This is a genomic window from Planococcus notacanthi, assembly GCF_030407825.1.
GTDB classification, from domain to species: Bacteria; Bacillota; Bacilli; order Bacillales_A; family Planococcaceae; genus Planococcus; species Planococcus notacanthi.
The window spans coordinates 719985-738441 of the sequence record NZ_JASDCQ010000001.1 but is presented as its reverse complement, the minus strand read 5'-3'; the positions used below and the strand labels follow the sequence as shown (position 1 = coordinate 738441).

Annotated in this window: 23 protein-coding genes; 7 read left to right on the top strand and 16 right to left on the bottom strand. The window is 42.3% G+C overall.

Annotated elements, in window-relative coordinates; all coding sequences use genetic code 11:
- Window positions 1–55: 55 nt before the first annotated feature.
- The 5 genes from QMA01_RS03490 to QMA01_RS03470 form a co-directional block, all read right to left on the bottom strand.
- On the bottom strand, window positions 56–505 hold the full coding sequence (locus tag QMA01_RS03490) for a hypothetical protein (RefSeq protein WP_290185998.1): 450 nt from the start codon (window positions 503–505) through the stop codon (window positions 56–58).
- A gap of 215 nt (window positions 506–720) precedes the next feature.
- Window positions 721–2103 carry a M1 family metallopeptidase gene (locus QMA01_RS03485; protein WP_290214290.1) on the bottom strand — a complete coding sequence of 461 codons (1383 nt, stop codon included), beginning with the start codon at window positions 2101–2103 and terminating at the stop codon, window positions 721–723.
- Between the two features lie 117 nt (window positions 2104–2220).
- Window positions 2221–2832, bottom strand: coding sequence for a class I SAM-dependent methyltransferase (locus QMA01_RS03480; protein WP_290186002.1), 612 nt, complete (start codon window positions 2830–2832; stop codon window positions 2221–2223).
- 17 nt (window positions 2833–2849) lie between these two features.
- Window positions 2850–3782: an NAD(P)/FAD-dependent oxidoreductase gene (locus tag QMA01_RS03475; RefSeq protein ID WP_290214289.1), complete on the bottom strand. Its 933-nt coding sequence runs from the start codon at window positions 3780–3782 to the stop codon at window positions 2850–2852.
- Between the two features lie 25 nt (window positions 3783–3807).
- On the bottom strand, window positions 3808–4227 hold the full coding sequence (locus QMA01_RS03470; protein WP_290214288.1) for an Rrf2 family transcriptional regulator: 420 nt from the start codon (window positions 4225–4227) through the stop codon (window positions 3808–3810).
- Between the two features lie 208 nt (window positions 4228–4435).
- Here QMA01_RS03470 and QMA01_RS03465 point away from each other — a divergent pair, with 208 nt between their 5' ends.
- Together QMA01_RS03465 and QMA01_RS03460 are read left to right on the top strand one after the other, a co-directional pair.
- The gene (locus tag QMA01_RS03465; RefSeq protein WP_290214287.1) at window positions 4436–4642 is read left to right on the top strand and encodes a helix-turn-helix transcriptional regulator; all 207 of its coding nucleotides are present in this window, start codon (window positions 4436–4438) and stop codon (window positions 4640–4642) included.
- The gene (locus tag QMA01_RS03460) at window positions 4639–5331 is read left to right on the top strand and encodes a DUF3169 family protein (RefSeq protein WP_290214286.1); all 693 of its coding nucleotides are present in this window, start codon (window positions 4639–4641) and stop codon (window positions 5329–5331) included. Before QMA01_RS03465 ends, QMA01_RS03460 begins: the two co-directional genes overlap by 4 nt.
- Window positions 5332–5422: 91 nt before the next feature.
- Here QMA01_RS03460 and QMA01_RS03455 read toward each other — a convergent pair whose 3' ends face one another.
- Window positions 5423–5641, bottom strand: a complete 219-nt coding sequence (locus QMA01_RS03455) for a hypothetical protein (RefSeq protein WP_191714291.1) — start codon at window positions 5639–5641, stop codon at window positions 5423–5425.
- A 192-nt stretch (window positions 5642–5833) separates the two neighbouring features.
- Window positions 5834–6139 (bottom strand): hypothetical protein, encoded by a 306-nt coding sequence (locus QMA01_RS03450; RefSeq protein ID WP_191714290.1) that lies wholly within the window; start codon window positions 6137–6139, stop codon window positions 5834–5836.
- Between the two features lie 98 nt (window positions 6140–6237).
- Between QMA01_RS03450 and QMA01_RS03445 the strand changes: the two genes are divergently transcribed.
- Complete coding sequence (locus QMA01_RS03445; RefSeq protein WP_290214285.1) at window positions 6238–7029, top strand: alpha/beta hydrolase; 792 nt, start codon at window positions 6238–6240, stop codon at window positions 7027–7029.
- Between the two features lie 23 nt (window positions 7030–7052).
- Here the strand turns inward: QMA01_RS03445 and QMA01_RS03440 are convergent, their stop codons facing one another.
- Window positions 7053–7244, bottom strand: coding sequence for a hypothetical protein (locus QMA01_RS03440; protein WP_191714288.1), 192 nt, complete (start codon window positions 7242–7244; stop codon window positions 7053–7055).
- 80 nt (window positions 7245–7324) lie between these two features.
- Window positions 7325–8254: a phosphotransferase enzyme family protein gene (locus QMA01_RS03435; protein ID WP_290214284.1), complete on the bottom strand. Its 930-nt coding sequence runs from the start codon at window positions 8252–8254 to the stop codon at window positions 7325–7327.
- A gap of 175 nt (window positions 8255–8429) precedes the next feature.
- Here QMA01_RS03435 and QMA01_RS03430 point away from each other — a divergent pair, with 175 nt between their 5' ends.
- Window positions 8430–8705: a hypothetical protein gene (locus QMA01_RS03430; protein WP_290214283.1), complete on the top strand. Its 276-nt coding sequence runs from the start codon at window positions 8430–8432 to the stop codon at window positions 8703–8705.
- Window positions 8706–8759: 54 nt separating this feature from the next.
- On the opposite strand, the gene QMA01_RS03425 is transcribed toward QMA01_RS03430, so the two are convergent.
- Entirely contained in the window at window positions 8760–9467 is a 708-nt protein-coding gene (locus QMA01_RS03425; protein ID WP_290214646.1) for a DNA alkylation repair protein, read from the bottom strand.
- 246 nt (window positions 9468–9713) lie between these two features.
- Here QMA01_RS03425 and QMA01_RS03420 point away from each other — a divergent pair, with 246 nt between their 5' ends.
- Window positions 9714–10181 carry an RtcB family protein gene (locus QMA01_RS03420; protein ID WP_290214282.1) on the top strand — a complete coding sequence of 156 codons (468 nt, stop codon included), beginning with the start codon at window positions 9714–9716 and terminating at the stop codon, window positions 10179–10181.
- Between the two features lie 235 nt (window positions 10182–10416).
- Window positions 10417–10797, top strand: coding sequence for a hypothetical protein (locus tag QMA01_RS03415; protein WP_290214281.1), 381 nt, complete (start codon window positions 10417–10419; stop codon window positions 10795–10797).
- 2 nt (window positions 10798–10799) lie between these two features.
- Here the strand turns inward: QMA01_RS03415 and QMA01_RS03410 are convergent, their stop codons facing one another.
- Entirely contained in the window at window positions 10800–13556 is a 2757-nt protein-coding gene (locus QMA01_RS03410; protein WP_290214280.1) for a sensor domain-containing phosphodiesterase, read from the bottom strand.
- 231 nt (window positions 13557–13787) lie between these two features.
- Here QMA01_RS03410 and QMA01_RS03405 point away from each other — a divergent pair, with 231 nt between their 5' ends.
- Window positions 13788–14546 carry an alpha/beta fold hydrolase gene (locus QMA01_RS03405; protein ID WP_290214279.1) on the top strand — a complete coding sequence of 253 codons (759 nt, stop codon included), beginning with the start codon at window positions 13788–13790 and terminating at the stop codon, window positions 14544–14546.
- 45 nt (window positions 14547–14591) lie between these two features.
- Here the strand turns inward: QMA01_RS03405 and QMA01_RS03400 are convergent, their stop codons facing one another.
- From QMA01_RS03400 to QMA01_RS03380, 5 genes are all read right to left on the bottom strand, one after another.
- Window positions 14592–14936, bottom strand: coding sequence for a CPCC family cysteine-rich protein (locus tag QMA01_RS03400; RefSeq protein WP_290186024.1), 345 nt, complete (start codon window positions 14934–14936; stop codon window positions 14592–14594).
- Between the two features lie 60 nt (window positions 14937–14996).
- The gene (locus QMA01_RS03395) at window positions 14997–15635 is read right to left on the bottom strand and encodes a pyridoxamine 5'-phosphate oxidase family protein (protein WP_290186026.1); all 639 of its coding nucleotides are present in this window, start codon (window positions 15633–15635) and stop codon (window positions 14997–14999) included.
- Window positions 15636–15846: 211 nt separating this feature from the next.
- Complete coding sequence (locus QMA01_RS03390; RefSeq protein WP_191714279.1) at window positions 15847–16056, bottom strand: hypothetical protein; 210 nt, start codon at window positions 16054–16056, stop codon at window positions 15847–15849.
- Window positions 16053–16802: an SDR family NAD(P)-dependent oxidoreductase gene (locus QMA01_RS03385; protein ID WP_191714278.1), complete on the bottom strand. Its 750-nt coding sequence runs from the start codon at window positions 16800–16802 to the stop codon at window positions 16053–16055. The genes QMA01_RS03390 and QMA01_RS03385 overlap by 4 nt, the downstream gene beginning before the upstream one ends.
- Window positions 16802–18379, bottom strand: coding sequence for an amidohydrolase (locus tag QMA01_RS03380; protein ID WP_290186029.1), 1578 nt, complete (start codon window positions 18377–18379; stop codon window positions 16802–16804). Before QMA01_RS03380 ends, QMA01_RS03385 begins: the two co-directional genes overlap by 1 nt.
- Window positions 18380–18457: the final 78 nt, after the last annotated feature.

The following is an 18457-nucleotide window of genomic DNA, read 5'->3' as shown; positions in this document are numbered from 1 at the left end:
ACGCATAAAAAAAGAAGCCTTTTTAAAGCTCCTTTTCTGCCGATTTACCCAGTGATCAAAATGCGTTCCTGTGGGGTACCGCCGTTAAAGTCCCACCCGACTTCACTAAACTGTTTGCAGCAAAAAACAATAAAACAGGTGGAACTAAAGTGAACAGGGATAATACACCGGCCAGCGCAAGAAAAGCTGACGCAATCGAAGGATGGGTCGCCATCATCAGAAATCCGAACAAGCCTAGGAATACGGCAAAGACCAACATGTAAAAAGGATACATTAGGACGTCTTCTACAAAAATAACCATATTATCCGCAAATTCATCTGCGGAAACCGTGACTTCTCCTCTGCTCATATCCTGTTTTACTTTCGCATCGTTTTGAAACACTTCGATCAAGGTTTCGTGGACCCATTGATTCCTTTCCAATGAATTCAGGAATAATCCAGAGCCGGCCAATAGAGCAACCAATAAAAGAATAGATGATAAAACCAATTTTTGATTCAACTGCATAAAGCACCTCCTGAATTTTGGTAAATCTTTAATAATACCAGCATAACCGGCTTTACCATTTAAACCATCGGGCTCAGGGGTGCTTAAGACTAAGACTTTAGATGTAGAGTCAGACTGGCGCTTCAGCTTATCGAGTTTTGTCTGCTGCTTTACATTGAAAGAAGGAAAAGAAAGAGTAGTGTTGCAGTTCCCCTTCCCCTTCTCCCAATCCTTTTCTACTTTAACCAGCTATCCAGGAATTCGCTTTGATCCCCTTCAAAATACATTTCAAAAAATGCTTTAAACTCTTCGGTGCCGACTTGCTTGAATTGAAATTCTGCGTAATAGGCAGCGAGGAACTCCAGCGCTGTTTCATTTCCATCCAGGCTGTCAACATATTCTTTGAGCAACATTGGAACCTTGCCATAAATGGTTGAGTAATAGAATTCATCCTCAAATTTATCGAGCGGGATGTTCACATAAGTTTCTGTCGGATAGTAATCTTCAGCTGCGGCAGCGCTCCAAAATCCATATTCGTCATCGTCATAGCGTTCGCTGATGAAAAGGGAACTCGCAAATTCCGTCAATCCTTCGTCAAGCCACGCTTCCTGATACGGATCGTTCGTCACCAGGTAATAAAACCATTGATGGGCGATTTCATGTACCAAAACCGACTCCTGGGATTCCTCATCTGCGGCTACTTCTATGATGTTCGGGTATTCCATATAGCCGTCGTTCCCGATGATATCCAACTCACCAAAGGGATTATCGCCAATGTTTTCTTCAAAATATACATAAGCTTCAGCAGCCAATTCCGAGGTTTCCTCCAGCATGTTTGCCGAAACGGGCGTGAACACCCGCAGTTCAGTGTCGTTGGCTTGGACGGTTCGGGTTTCCCACCCATCCGGGTCCATGATTGCCAGGTAAAAATCTTTGATGTTTTGACCTTTCACCAGACCGTTCTGTGTTGCCTCAATTGGTCCATCTTCACCTGAACTGGCCACCAGGTATTCTTTGGGCAACTCGTAGCTGACGGTATAGTCGCCGTAATCCGTATCGTAGGATTCCCCTTTTGAATCATAATCGATAATGTCCCAGCCATCTTTGTAAATGCCGAGCATCGGATACCAATGGGCCAGGTAATAATTATCATCCACTTGGGATAATCGCATGCCGCCTTCCGGCAAAACCATCGCATACTCGACGGCCACTATTGCTTGGGAATCGGGCTCCAGCTTGTCTTCCAGTTCTACCATCAGTTCATTGTTGTCCAGTTTGTAGTCGGTTTCCACACCGTCAATGGAGACTGAAGACACTTCAATCTCAAGGTCTTCATCTTCGTAGTTCGCTGTTTCTTCCGAATTCATGGCATTCGGCACCAGATAAAAGCCGATTTCAGACCAGGAATCCAATGAATCATTCGTCACTTCAATTGTAGCTCCAACTTGAAAGCTCCCGTCTTCACTCATCTGAACATCTAACTCATAAACCGCATTTGTAGCATCTTGCTTCATATCTGCCCTTTCACTGCCGCATGCTTCGCAAAACACTGTCGCTTGAAGAATTAAAAACACGATAATCCCTATGGCTATAATAGCCGCCCCTAATTTGAACTTCATGGTCCATCTCCCATTTCTGCAACTAACTTGCAGTTCATAAACACCGATCTTCTGTGATTTTGACTTTCTTTTTTACCAGATTGCTCACTTCGGGATTCTCTTTCTATATATCAATCATCACTCCCCTTGCGCCCATTCATGCTTCCGGGCAATGAGAACATACAAGGAGTCAGCCGGAAAGAACTTATCGGTAATCCGCAACCCCGCGTCCTCTATTGCCTTTTCCATGCCGATCAACGAAATTCTCGGTGCTTTTTGCGCCGGCTGTATCTTAGGCTCAAGCTCAACGACGGCCAAATGGCCACCTGCTTTGAGCCACTCTTTCATCTTCATTAACGTTTCTGTCAAAGGATCAATTTCATGTAAAACTAATGATGCAATGACCACATCGATGGATTCTTTCGGTATTGAAAGCTCTCCTTCACCGCCTTGGATTGGCACAATATTAGTAAGCTCTTCTTTCGCGGCTTTTGTTTTGATCATTTCCAGCATACTCAAATCAGTATCTATTGCATAGACAACACCATCGACTTGTTTAGCTGCTGGAATCGTGAAATAGCCGGTGCCAGCACCAAAGTCTAAAACAGAGTCAGTGTTTTTCAATGGAATTCTTTTCAACAAGGTTTCGGGAGAAAATGCCTTTCTTCTTTCCGGGTGTTCCAGATAAGAGATTTTCCCGTGGTGATGGCCATGTGTTGTTCCCTGCGGCTCGCGGTGTTTATTCGGCATTTACACTTCTCCTCTCTTTAATTTTGAATCGTTTTCAAACTTTCCTTGTTTTTAAATTTTTCTTCAAGCAACTCTCCATTTACGCCAATGCCCGCCATACTGCCTTCTGCAGCAGCGATGATCAATTGGGATGGCCCATCCATCACCGTATCTCCACAAGCAAAGACTCCCTCAACATTGGTCCGTTGAAAACGATCGGCCTCCACTCCGCCTCGTTCATTCAACGCACAGCCGAGTGATGTCCCAAACCCAGAAGCCTGAACCCATTCAGATGCTACAAACCCACCTGTACGGAAAAGGCGTTCGCCATCCTCAAACTCAATGGCTTCCAACTTACCGTTTGTCCCACTCAATGAGCTGACCTTTTTCTCGTTGACTTTGATGCTGTTCTTTTCCAAAATCTCTTTATCCTCTATAGACAGGACCGTTTTTCCATTCGTACAGACAATCAAATCATCCGTCCAATTGGAAGCCACTTTGGCCATATGAAAAGAACCTGGGATTTCTGCAAGCACAACGAGCGGACGGTCTCTGAGCTCCCATCCATCACAAAATGGACAACTGAAAAGGCTCTTTCCATAAAATTCGTTCAAGCGGTCGATGGCCGGAAGAACTTCTTTAAAGCCCGTCGCTAAAATCACTTTTCGGGCTTTGAAGTGGTCGCCTTGCTCGGTTTCAATATGGAACAGCTCTTGTTCTTTTACTATGTTTTGCACCCGCTGTTTTTCAATTTGGATGTCTGGATAATTAGCCAGCTCATCTTGGGCAATCCGTTTCAATTCCTGTGGATTTATCCCGTCGCGCGTGATAAATCCGTGTGCTTCCGAAGTGACAGCATTCCTTGGTTTATTGTCATCAAACAAAACCGTTTTCTTTCTTGCCCTGCCCAAAACCAGTGAAGCATTTAATCCAGCAGGCCCTCCGCCGATTACTGCGCAATCCATTATCATTTCATCATCTTCCTTCTATATAAATTTAGTTGCCGGTGGTTTTTTCGGCTCCGCTTTCCATCTTCTTCACGATATCAATCAACAATTGGCTTTCAAGTTCAGATTTCATATTTTCTTCAGATTGTCGCATGACTTCTTCAATCAGGCAGCCTTCATTGTGATGAAGCGAGCAATTGAACAGCTTGCTGTCTCCTTCAATGGCAATGATGACATCCAGAAATGAAATTTCATTTGGAGACTTGGAAATTTTGTACCCGCCTTTGGCACCGGGAGTCGATTCAATCAGGCCAGCTTTAGTAAGCTTGGTTAATATTTTCGACAGATAAGTTGGCGACAGTTTTTGAAATTCCGCCAGTTCCTGAACACCTATCGTACTGTTTTGCGGCAATCGGATAAGATGGACCATCGTGTGCAAAGCATAGTTCGTCGCGTTTGAATATTTCATAATGACCTCCCATTTCTTTTACAGACATTACAGACTCTTTTTGTCTCTAATTAAATAAAATATAACACCACTGCAATACTGAGTCAATTTATATTAATCTTTATCCTCAAAATTAATTGTAATAAGACAATAATCTTTTTCAATTTGACCAATATACTTGTCATTTTGAAGCGAATCATTTACACTTTAACTATAGTGAGGTGAAGACATGAAAACTAGATTAAAGGAATTACGGGCTCGATTGGGAATCAATCAAACAGAATTAGCAAAACGGGCAAAGATTTCCCGGCAAACGGTAAGTTTGATTGAACGAGGAGAATTTATGCCTTCTCTGCTGATCGCCACGAAAATCGCATGTGTCTTTGAAGAACCCGTCGAAGAGATCTTTCAATTTGAAGAGGAGGAACTGGAATGAAAAAATACGGAAGTTTAATCGGTCAGTTGGTGATCGGTGCATTGATTGGATTTTTCGGTATGCTCGTTGTCTTGGATGGAGATTTCCGTATCGACTTATCGCCTTACGCCTACCCTGGAAACTTGATCATTCTCGCAGCCGCTGCAGTGTTAGTTGTCTTTTCCGCTTACCGTTATGTCAGTATCCGCTATCTAGCCAAACAGGATTTAACCGGAGACGAAGAAGATGCAGCTGAAGGGCGAATGTACAGACAATATGCGGACGCAAGCCTTGCTTCCACGTTGGCGATCTTGTTCAGTTTGGCATCAATGAGCTTAAGCCTTTTGACGACCCAGCCGCTTTGGCTGCTGATTTTCGGTCTTGTGCTGATTGCCTTCAGTTTTATCATTTCCGGCATTCTGCCAGGATTGATGAAAAATATGTATCCAGAAAGAGATTTGCCTTCCATTACTGATAAGAAATATGCCGAAAAACTGTTGAATGTTTCAGATGATGGCGAAAAGCATATAATGCTTGGCGGTTTATATAAAACACATATCACTATGAATTCCCTGTTGCTGGGAGCGATTGTCCTGCTTCTTTTCTACTCGATTGCATCAGATTCATCACAACTGTTCAGCATTTTCATCATTGTTGGTATTTTGGCCATCACCAACACGCAATACCAGATCAGCATTCGAAACAAATAATTGCCTATGGGCAACGAAGAGATGGATTATCTTTCGTATTGAGCATAAAAAAGAACTGATTTCTGTATTCAGAAATCAGTTCTTTTGCTATTTATTCTTGGCCACGCGGCGCTTTCGGCGGCTGGCACACGTCACATTTACGCTGGTTTTTCGTATTGAATTTTGTAAATGTTTTCTCGAAATTATTGCCGCATGCACATTTAAACAGCAGCTTCTGAGAAAACCCATGATATTCTGTAGACAATAATTTGCTGTCTGAGTTTTTTTCAACAAATGCTTTAATTTCTTTAAAGGTCCATCGTTTATTCATTTTCTTACACCTCCATATTCTTTCGGGAAGCGGAGGCTTTTTGGCATCCGTTCAATTACGGCAAAAGCTGGTTTTGCCCTAAGTTCTATATTATAGCACGTGCTGTCCTATAAATATAAAATTTGTTTCTATTCTTATGAAATCAAAAGCTATCAGATCCTTTAAAGCGCGCTTTTCTGTGAAACTTTGCTTCTATCCCCACCACATTACCGTAACAAAAAATGCCCAGACAGATGCACTTGGAGCCGTTATGCACAAGATCATCAAATAGATTTCCCGATTTTCAGAAACAAATTCTTTCTTTTTGAACAGAAAAAAAATTAAGATTGCAGCTAGTGCATACAGTGAAATGCCACTAACAGTTAAAGCCGTCAAGTAGTAAATTGGCGCGATATCAACAACATTCTCGTTCAAAAAATATGCGATCCCTTGCCCGAAAACACATAAGATTGTAGCCGACACAAAACTGCCGATCACCCACGCAGTTAACTTTGTCATTTCCTGTCCCCTTTTCGATTAAAACGAATGAATTTGCAGGTATTATTTTGCGGTTAACGAAATAGTACTTTATCTAGGAATATTTGGGAGGCACTTGAATGTCACAGTCTATTTTATACAATCAAGGAAACAATAAACCCACAATCGTCGCAATCCCAGCACTCGGAGATCGGAAGGAAATCTATGAATCCTTAGCTGAAAATCTGAAGGAATTCCAGTTGTTGGCTATCGATTTGCCTGGCCATAATAATGAGGCAAGCAAAAACTTTTCAATTGAAACCTATATAGAAGAGCTTAAGAGACTTTTAGCCGAATTATCAATTTCCGAAGTCCATCTTATCGGCAATTCAATCGGAGCTTGGATCATCCAACATTTCTATAAAAAATTTCCTGAAATAGTCCTCAGCATCACTTTGTTGGATGCAGGTCATTATTTCATAGGCGATTATAGCGGCGGTGAAGATGAAGAAATTGAACTTCCTGCCGTTGAAAAGCTCGAAGATTTACAACAAGCCATCCAGGAACAAGTCGAGGCAATGGATATGCCATCTTTTATGAAAGAGAAATTTACTGTGTATCTGCTCGGCAACTTTGTAAACAGAGATGGAATATATGTCCATCATAGCGATGCAGTTGCAGTGAATGCACTGTCTAAAGCCGTTACCAAAACTAACTATTGTCTAAAGGAAGAATCTGGCGTTCCTCTTTTGTTGTTGCTGGCTGATAAGGAAAAAGACGAGTCTGAAGCAGAGAAAAAAGTGGCCTTCCGTCTTTCACAGTCAGAGGCGATCATCAAGGTTATCCCGAAAAGCCATCACCTTTTACCGATTACCAACCCTGCTTATGTATCCGTTCATTTTAAAGAGCTAGTGATGTCATTGAAACAATAGAGTGTCCAAAGAATGCATCAAGGTTACATCCCTTCTTTATTTCTGCCTTTTTTTATTAAAGCAAATAGACTGACGATCCCTATTATAAGAAGGATGCCCATGCTGACGATATAAAAAGCGGACTTGGCAGTTTGGCTTAAAAAATCTATGTTGCTCACTGCGGCTGCTCCGAGTACACAAAATAAGATGATTGCTAAAATGATTCGATCTTTCATAAAAACGCTCCTTATTGGAAAATTATAAGTGATAACTCCTCTACTTAATTCAAAGCACTCAATATACTTTCTTGATCGGGTTACATAAAATCATACTCTTCAACATTCATCAGCAATTGGACAAGCTTCTCGAACAATTTTCGCTGCGCAGAATTGTGCCAATCTTCCGGGGTATCGGCCATCAGCCACATCACTTCATCAAGAAATACATGTTCAATGGCTTTCGGCCAATAGGATTTTTCTTTCGGTGACAGGACCACCGATTCTTCATAGCCTGTTAAAAACAATTTCCATTGGCGCGAAGTAAATGGCTGATCTGGTGCAGTTTCCAGTTCATTGTGAAACAGTAAAAGAACCAACGCCAAATCGAAAATCCGTGGGACCCAACCCGCATTATCCGGGTCAATCAAATAAGGATCGGGAGTATAGATCAGGTTGTTCGCTTTATAGTCATAAGGCGTGGCAACGTGAGGCAATGCAGCTTGATTTAAGTCTTCTTGATTGTGGACCGCTTGCATAAGCCGGTCTTCCAGCTTGGGAGATATTTCGATATCGTATGCTGATGAATTCTGGTTGATTTTTTGAATGCCGTCTTCTGCTTCTTTTTCATTAAAATCATATACATCATAGTGACTTAAATTAAATTTATTTTCATTGGAAGAAAGAGCGTGGATCCGGCCCAACAGTTTTCCAGCTTCCTGGATTTCACTGTCCAGTCCTGAATAAGTGCTTCCCTCAATAAACGGATACACGACATACATTGCGCCATCAATAGCCATCGGATTATCCGTGGTCATGGAAACAGGCACGACAACGTCAATTCCCGACTCTTTCAAACTTGTGGTGTAGGCCATCAGACGATTTGCTTTAAGCATCGGACTTTGGGTTTTTTTTATGATATATTCTCCTCCAGGTTGAGTGACCCGGTACACAGGAGAAAAAGCATAAATGCTGATCGGCTCATCTTCCGCATGGAATCCGAATTTATTCAGTATGTCTTTAGCGTTCATTGAAATGCTCCTCTACTGGTTTATATCCACTACTAGGTGAAAGATGATTCATTGCCTGCTTAGGATTACCTTTTACATACATCAACACTTTCCCTTATCTTACCAGTACGTGGATATAGTTGAAATACTTGTGTGTTATCTTTCACTTAAAATCAAATGAATTGGAGGTCTGGAGATGATCCTTATTTTGGCTATATACATTGCTCTGTTAAGCTTTTCGGTAAGCAAGTTTGCCGGAAACAAGCGGCACCGATGGATGCATTCCGGATACATGACAGCTTTCCTGCTCCCTTTTTTGGTTTACGCCATTTTTATGGGAGTCATCGCGCCTATCGTACAGGCCGGAATCGGTGTCAGCTTTTTCGGCTTTATTTTTGCTGTTGCTACATTGGTTAATGGATTGGCATTCTTGTATATTGGCTATGCATCCAAAAAACTGCGTGAGGAATAAAGAAAGTCCGAAACAACTCAAAAAGGACAATCCACAGAAGATTGTCCTTTTCTATTAACATCTTACATACTTCCGTTTAAATCCGACTCTGCCTTTATCCAGATCCTTTTGAATGCTTTCATGGGCATTCAAAAAACTGCTCTTTTTATTGTCCCTCTTTATTTCGATTACTCCCACTTCTTTTGAAACTTCAACCGCTTTTTCAGTAAGCGGTCTATAAGAGATACCAACCGTGTATAAAAAATTATTCATTGCAGATTTCGTTCGTTCAGGCGAATCGTGTATCGTATGTTTAACTCGATCCAACATTGAGGCGATTTTGCTTTCGGAAAATTCCTGGTCCTTCCGGCTCCCCAGAAGCCAGCAGTAACAGCTCCAACCTGCAGACATCTTCAGCTCTTCGCCGCTGTCTATCCATTTGTCGGCTACTTCCTGTGCAATATCCGATTCCGACAACGTTACGGCTACAACATAATCTGATAGCATGTAAAAATATGCGCCATCGATCCACCGCTCAAAATCTGTTGCGGCCATGGCTTTCGGATCTGCGATAATACCTGCAAAATACATGGCATCATAGTTGCCGGTCGTGTAAAGCTGTTCTGCTAATTGCTGGTCTCTTTTGATTTGCTTCACTATCGGTTTCATCGCCCCCGTAGCCACTCCATAAACCGGTTCGTGTGCACCATTGGATACGTACATTTTCTTCATCCGCTCTTTGCCCAGCGCTTCAAGTTCCTGCATTACTGTTTCGAAATCCATCATTTAGTCTCTCCTTTCAACAGCTTTCACATTTCCGGGTAAACTTCGTAATTAATGCATATAATTCTGGCTGGCTCATTATCCCGACTAAGACATAGTATTTGCATCTTCCTACCTCCACTTTCAGTATATTCACTGAAATCCGAAATGTATATCCAATTTCTTACACAAATAGAAATAAAGCTGATATTATAGATTTATATTGCAAAGGTACTTTTTACTAAAACGGAATAAAGAGGGATGACATTGAAAGTTATAAAAGGCAAGTACAGTAATGCAAAAGTGTTTACAGACAATATTGACGATGTTACGGTATCGCAAATCGAGGGGTTCTTAAACGAAGAATTGACAGCAAATGCACAGGTCCGCATCATGCCGGATTGCCACGCCGGAAAAGGTGCCGTCATCGGGACTACCATGAAAGTGATCGATCGTGTGGTCCCGAATCTGGTCGGCGTGGACATTGGCTGCGGCATGCTATGCGTGGAAGTTCAGAAACAGGATGTTGATTTCGCCAAGTTGGATGCAGCCGTAAAGGCATTCGTCCCTTCTGGCCAATCCATCCGATCTGCCGCTCATGACTTTATCAAGCATGTAGAGCTGGACCGTGTTTTGGCGAACTTCTTCAGAGATACAGCTGCTGGAACTACACGATTTCACGGATACGATGAAAGACGCCTACACCACAAGTGTCAGCCAAGATACAATCGATGAGTCGCCTTTTGCATACAAAACGATGCAGGAGATCATCGATAATACGAAAGAAACCATTGAGATTCAGTCTGTACTGAAGCCCGTCTACAATTTCAAGGCTCCAGAATTTCAAGGCTGGAGAAAGAACAAATAAAAGAGCGGCTTTCACTGCTCTTTTTTGATTGAAACTATAAGGTGTTCTCTCCGTCTAACACTACAGGGCTGAAATAGTTTAGAAGTTGAAGGAGTGAATCCGATGAAGGCAATTTGGTTTTTAGCGCTGGTCTTTTTATTGGGCGCTTGCCAAGGTGACGCAACACCCCAAATCTCCGCCAGCCCAGATGAAAATTCTGAAGACACTCAGTATCAAGCGGAAACTGAAATCAGTGGAACCATTACTGAAATAGAGGGTGATAAAGTTTTGGTGGAATTATCGCAACAAATTTCAGCAAATGAAACCGTAATGTGGATTCGAGTGAATGATAAAACGGTCATTACCGACTTCCAAGAAACCCCTCTAACCGGGGATCAACTTACAGTTCAAGGGGAAATAAAAGCCATCTTGGGAGACACATGTGCAGAGTCTATTCCGAGAATTTGTTCTGCGAATAAGCTTTATTTGCGGGCAAATAATTGATTTCACATATATTTTTCAGTCAGTGCATCGGCTTTTAACGGTTTACTGAAGTAATAGCCTTGTATAGTGAAACAATCTTTAGCCGTAAGAAAAACCAATTGTTCTTCGGTTTCTACGCCTTCAGCTATGATATCCAACCCGAGATTTTGAGCTAATGCAATAATCGTGCTGGTGATGGCTGCATTGTCTTTGTCTTTTGTGATATCCGCCATAAAGGATCGATCCACCTTTAATGTATCAATCGGAAAATTCTTCAAATAGCCTAAAGATGAATAGCCTGTTCCAAAATCATCCAATGCTATTTTGACGCCAAGCATTTTCAGCTCTTTCATTTTATCTATCGTAAAATGGGTATTTTTAAAAATCTGATTTTCCGTTAATTCGATATGCAAAAAATCAGGAGCTAAACCTGTTTCAGATAAGATGGATTCAATCATCGTTAGCAAGTCGTCTTCTTCAAACTGGCGTCCTGATAGATTTACAGATACAGTCATATCTGTATGTCCCTGCTCATGCCATATTTTCAACTGTTTGCATGCATTCAACAACACCCATCTTCCAATTGGAACAATCAACCCTGACTCTTCAGCTATCGGAATAAAATCAAGGGGAGAAATCATTCCTTTAATCGGATGGTTCCATCTTAGCAATGCTTCTGCACCCATAATCTGATTGTTTCTACTATCAATTTGAGGCTGATAATAAATCTCTAGCTCTTCATTTTCCAAAGCTTTGTACAACGCATTCTCCAGCATTATATTTTCGAGGCTTCTGTCGCTCATTTCACTTCTAAAGAAATGATGGTAGGTTCCAGACTTTTCCTTGGATTTGTACATGGCAGCATCTGCATTTTTAATCAAGGTTTCAGCTGACTGACCATCTTGAGGATACAAACTAATTCCGATACTGGTTTTAATGTAGACATCACTTCCTTTTAACGAAAAAGGCTCAGCAAAAGAATTCACTATTCGTTCCACTAGGTTCAAAACTTCGTTATGGTATTGGAATTCCGGCAATAGAATGGTGAATTCGTCTCCCCCTTGCCGAGAAACAATAGCCTCATCAGGAACAGTACGTCTTAATCGGTTTGCGACATCCCTTAAGAGAAGATCTCCATAGCTGTGGCCCAAACTGTCATTAATCATTTTGAACCGATCTAAATCCAAATAAAAAACTGCTATATTGCCTTTTGATTTTGCTGCTCTGCTTATTTCCTGTATCAAGAGATCCTCTAAAAGAATCCGGTTCGGCAAATCAGTAAGTTTATCATAATAAGCTAAATATCGAATTTCTTCTTCTAATCGCATTCTTTCCGTTATATCCCTGAACGTAACGACTTCTCCTATGATTTCACCATTTTCTTTTATTGCCGAAAGTACATATTCAACCGAAAAAGAAGTGCTGTCTTTTTTGTGGAATTTTACACCTTCTTTTATCGAAGATGAACTTTTCATAGATAGCTGAGCTTTGTCAAAAACTGATTTATAAGAATGTCCGATCAGTTCCCCTTTTTCATAACCCAGGATAGAGTCGGTTGCCGCATTACAGAAAGTGATTTTTCCTTCCAGATCAAACCCAAAAATACCTTCACCAACTGAATTTAATATCAATTCCTTTTCCCGGCTCAAGCTTCCCAATTCAGCAACAACTTTTTCTAATTCATTATTTTTTGTCTGGATTTCTGAAGTTCTTTCTTCAATAATTACTTCTTGTTTATCCATGTACAGCAGATTAGATAGTGTAGAGGCAGTGGCATCGGCTATAGATTGTGCCAATTGTATATCTGATTCACTATAAGCCGATGCGTTCTTTTCAAACTGCACGAGAGCCAATGCACCCAAAACTTCTCCCATAGCTACAAAAGGAATCATAAGCATCCCTTCAATACCGAAAGAGCGGCATACTTCCTGATTCGGTCTTTCGTCTTTTGTCACATCTGCAATCAGCAATGGCTTTTTCGTTCGGATCACTTCGTCGAAAACCGGGTCATTTGAAGGGTCAAAGCGCAGCTCATCATGTTTCTCCAGCCATTCTTCTTTATCCCAATCACTTTTTTCACTTAAATTAGTAGGTTTGATTTTTGCACCAGCCAAAGGATCCAGTAAATGAACGCCAATATTATCGTTTTTTAAAACAACGCTGATATAATGGAAACATTTATCCATAACAGCCGCAATCGAGGCACTCATAGATAAATCCCGAGTCAGGTCCAACAGCAATTGTTTTTCGGAAATGAGATTTTCTTTGCGCGCTAAATTGTTCTTGTTGCGGATGGCAACACCTGCCATATTGACATAGGCTTCAACCGTTTGTATTTCATCAGGTGACAGATTCATTGGGATCCCATAGTCAAATAAAAAAACGAGCCCATACAATTCTCCTTCATAGGAAATAGGAAGTGCCAACAAAGATTTTATTCCGAATCCTGCCACTGCTCTTGGGTCCGGGCGACGGTCTTTAGCTGTGTCAGGTATGTAAATTGTTTTTTGAGTTTCAATTACTTCTTTTGCCAATAAATCAAATTTCGTATCAATCAAGTGCATATCCAAGGTCATTCCGTTTATTACTTCAGGTTTACCAACATATCCTCTGAAATTACCATCTTCTTGAGGCAAATAAATACCGACAGAATCACATTGGACAATTTCTTCCGATATCGCCGTGATGACATGCTCCATCAAAGGCCGCAATTCGAACTTGGAATTTATTAATTTTGTTATATGAGCTAACCGAGAATATCTAGTTTGTTCTTTTTGCATTTGAAGATCCTCCGTCTTTTCCTAGATATGCATCAGAGCTATTAGGTATATTTTTATCATCATGAATGACATTATAGAAATGAAGTCTACTCATTTTAGTGACTTTCTCATTATTCTACCATTTTATTTCAATTAAAGGTCAAAAAGTTTGTTATATATGGTTAATTTTGGATTTTAATTCATTGGTTAGAGAGGATCTTTGATTGGAGAAAACGAGAGGAGTTGATTACAATGCTCCATTTTTCGGAAACAGAGATTAATGAAAACGAGCCCATTCTCTTTATCCATGGAATTGGTGCGGGCCGGTGGATGTGGTGGCAGCAAGAAAAAGCATTCTCGGATTACCCGATCATCCTGGTGGATTTGCCAGGGCATGGAAAAAGCGTTTCTGTCCCATGGATCAGCTTAATGGATACTACTGATATGATCGCAAAAGAAGTCATAAAAAACCGGACCGTTCATGTAGTCGGGATATCATTGGGTGGCCATGTCGCCTTGGAATTGGCGAAACGGCATCCCGACAAAATTCTCAGCGCCTTTATCAGTGGCATTACCGCCACACCCATGCGCTTTCAATTTCTCCTTAAAATGCAATCCCGAATCGTCCAAAGAGAAATCCAAAATGAACGTTATCTCAATAGAGTCGCCCGTGACTATTATCATTTGCCTCCCGATAAAGCAGCTGAATTTCGCGCGAATTATCAGCTGCTGACACGCAAAACTTATGAAACCATTTGGAAGGAAATTATGCAGTTCCAGCTGGATCAGTCGTATGGAAATATTGCTGTTCCCTGCTTGTTCACAGCAGGGGACCAGGAATCTCCCGGTATTTTGGAAGCTGTAAGTCTAGCTCCTGAATTAGTCCCAAATTCCGTAGGGCGTTTGATTCCTGGCGCCCAACATGCTTGGCCGGTGCAAAAAGCGCATGAATTTAACCAACTGTTAAGAGATTGGCTAAACTGCCTTCCTCATGAAAAACATGGTGAATAGCTGTTTGGCGAGTTGCCGTCTGAAGATAAGCTGAATACCAATCGGCTATTTAGACATATAAAGTTCTTGTTCCAATAGTAGAATGTCCAGCCACTTCTTAGTCGTTTCATTGCTTGCTTCTAATTCCTGATAAGCTTTCAGCAACTTTGTTTTCTTTACCTTTGTGCTCAGAGAATCTATTTCATTTTTCCCTCTATACATGATTAAGTTCTGTGCAAAATTAATTCTGGCTTCCTCTAAAGAGTAATCTCCATTGGGTCCGCCCCAGACTTCTTTTTCTTGAAAATCGTTTTGATTGTCATCTTCCCAATCACAAAGCAGGCATATCTCATAATCGCCTCTCGCCTCTAATGTAGGACTTCCGCAGCAACGACATTTTTCTCTGCTCATTCCGACGCTCCTTTGGTGTTTTATTTATCTTTTTCAGGTAAATCCCTCTTCCTATCAAATCTAATACAATGTTTCCCGGTAGCTCTTATCCAGAATTTTTCCAATCGCCTCTTCATCCGCATTCGGCAACTTCGCGTGAGCCGCCAATATTTTCGCGCCTTTTGGCAGCTCTCCTTTGTTCCTCCATGTATCAGGGCTCCATAATTCTGAGCGCCTGAACGCCTTGGCGCAATGAATAAAGCATTCTTCCACATCGACGCCGATTCCAAGAAGCGGTCTTTTTCCGTTTACTACCATTTTTTCTAACAATTCTTCATCATGGATCACACTGGCTTTTCCATTGATGCGCAAAGTTTCGCCGAGTCCCGGTATGAGAAACAGCAAACCGATATTCGGATTCGACAAGATATTCCGCATCGAATCCATCCGCTTATTGCCGGGCCTTTCAGGAATGATCAATTGCTTTTCATTTAACACATAGACAAAACCGGCTGCGTCTCCTCTTGGAGAGACGTCGCAAGAACCAAATTCATCAGCCGTTGAAATCGTCAAAAAAGGTGACTTCGTGATAAAATCTCTGCAATGTTCATCCAAGTATGAAATCACTTTATTGTTCACCAGTTCACTCGGGTTTCCCGTAATTTCGCGAAGTTCTTCTATCGTCTGGATTGTATTCGGAAATGATTGTGTGGTTTTCATCGTTTTAAATCTCCTCTCATCCTAATGCCCTATTTCTTTTTTCTTTTTCTCTATTGTAACTTAAGCAATGATGCAACATCCATGCGATTCAAAAAGACTGCTTTTCAAGAGCCCCACAATTATTTCGCTCCATAAAAATATGCCTGCAACATGTTTTGTCACGTTGCAAGCACCCGGTTAATTTCTACTATAAGAACCCTAGATCAGGAGTTTAATTTTTGCAGTCATTCATTTCCGTTACGGCTGCCTTGTATTTGTCGAAATCGAATTCGACGCTGTTCGGTTTGTAGAAAAAGAGAATGGATTCTTTTTCCCCTTGTGCCAGCAAGAACGTAACAACGGCTTTCGGGCTGTCCATATCAATTCCCGCTTGGTTGGCATCAGCCAGCTTCATCAGGATGTGTTCCGGTGTTTTGCTCAATTCAAGCTCCCCTTTCCTGGTTGCGGTAGATTGCGGATGTCCAAAATGGTCGGCAATTCGTTGAAATCTGGACGGCGGGTCATTTCCATCAAGAGACGCGCCGTTTCTTCCGGACTGCTGAGCAGTCCGCTTTCCTTGTAGTCAAGAAACTTGTCAATCAATGGAAAGTCGGCAGCTTCACTTTGGCGAATGGTCTGTTGCATGGCAGTATCGATGATTCCCGGTGCCACCGACACCACTTTTACATCATCATTTTCCGCATCCAGACAAGAACTGAAATGATCGAGTCCAGCTTTTCCGGCACAATAAGCACTCCAGCCTTCATAGACTTTACGCCCCGCTCCTGAAGACGTGTTGACAATTTTCTTATCAGCTGAATTGCTTTTCAGCTGCCTGATAAAAGCACCGCATAGCAGCATTGGCGCTGTCAAATTAAGGACGATGCTTTGGCTGACCTGAGTGGCATCGTTAGTATGTGCGAGCCCAATCGGTTCAATCGTTCCAGCGTTATTCACCAAGACAATGGTTTCCGTTTCTCCAGGAATCAAGTTCAACGCTTGCGCAATAATTTCTTCGATCGCGTCCAGCCTTGTCAGGTCAAACGGCAAAAAATGTCCTCCCGGCCAATTGTCCGGCTCAGTGCGTGCAATTCCAATAACTACATGACCCGCAGCATTGAGCTGGCGGCTCCATTCAAAACCGATTCCTTTAGATGCACCAGTAATGATATAGGCTTCTTTTGCCATTATTTCTCTTCACCCTTTTGGAACATGATTTCTCCTGCAACGACAGTCATGACTGCCTGAGCCTCCAGAATCTGTTCTTCATTTCCTAAGAACAGGTCTCGATCGAAAACGGTGAAATCGGCGTCGAAGCCTTCCCGGATGATTCCGCGCACGTCTTCTTTGTAAATCGCTGCCGCACTGCCGCTTGTATAAAGCTGAATGGCTTCAAAACGTGACAGTTTTTCTTCCGGCTGATAGCCTTCATGCAAATCGTAAGGCTTTCTGCGCGTAACTGCCGCATAGATGCCCAGACACGGATCCACTTCTTCAATCGGCGCATCTGATCCACCAGCACAAATCAAGCCTTGATTGAGAAGCTTTTTCCACGCATAAGCCCATTCCAAACGGCTTTCACCAAGACGCTCCACGACCCAAGGGAAGTCGGATGTCACAAAGCTTGGCTGAAGATCCAAAGCCACATTGATTTTCTTCATGCGCTCCACTAGATCTTCTCGCACCACCATTGCATGGATCAGGCGATCTCGCTTGCCTGCAGGCACCGGATGCGCTTCGATGGCATCCAATGCCATTTCCAGGCCCAAGTCTCCGATAACATGAATGGCTACCGCTTCACCGTGTTTCCGCGCAATCGACACCAAGCGTTTGAACTCTTCATCCGACTGGATTGCAACACCGACCGTTGATGGATCATCATTATACGGCTTGCTCAACAATGCCGTACGGCCGCCGATCGAACCATCCGAAAAGATTTTCATTGGGCCTGGGTCGACAAACGGCTCTGCGTATGTGGCGTTTTCCATCATCTCTTCAAAAGCACTATGGGCTCTAAGCAGATGCGCACGGAATTTCACTTCGTTGCCGATGACATTTTTAAAGGCCTGCAATGGACGTGAATAATGGCCGTAATACCCCATGTCTTCTGTATGGGCACCTGTTAAGCCAAGCGACAGCAAATTGTCCACTGATGTTTGCAGGGCACGCGTCAAGTATTCGACGCTGACTTCCGGCACCTGGTTGGCGACAAGGTCCTGAGCTGCATCCAGCAAGTAACCCGTCGGTTCGCCGTCTGCATCACGGACGATCACACCGCCTTCTGGATCCTGACTGTCTTTGGTGATGCCTGCAAGAGCCAACGCACTGGAATTGGCCAGGATGGCATGGCGGCAAACCCGCTTCAGCAGCATCGGCGATTCACTGATTTCATCAAGCTCAGAGCGATGGAAAATTTTGCGGTCAGCAAAATTATTTTCATTCCAGCCTTCTCCAATAAACCACTCATCTTTTCCTAAGCCTTTTGTGGATTCGATCAATTGTTCACGCATTTCCTCCGAACTTTCGATCTTCGACAAGTCGACACGCATTAGTTTTTCTCCGTGTCCGATCATATGCATGTGGCTATCGGCAAATCCAGGGTACATAACCTTCTCGCCCAAATCGACTTCCCGTTCTGCAAATTGCTTCAATTCCTTGTATGTACCAATTTTCTCTATGCGATCATCAGACACTAATACCGCTTCTGCAGTAGCGCCTTCATCTTCCATTGTATAAATCGTTCCCCCATGCCATAGCACTTTCATCTAACCACTCCTTTTCTCTCTTCCCATCATAAGTTTATTCGCCTCGGCATTCAATACGTTTGATTTGAATTTTTCACT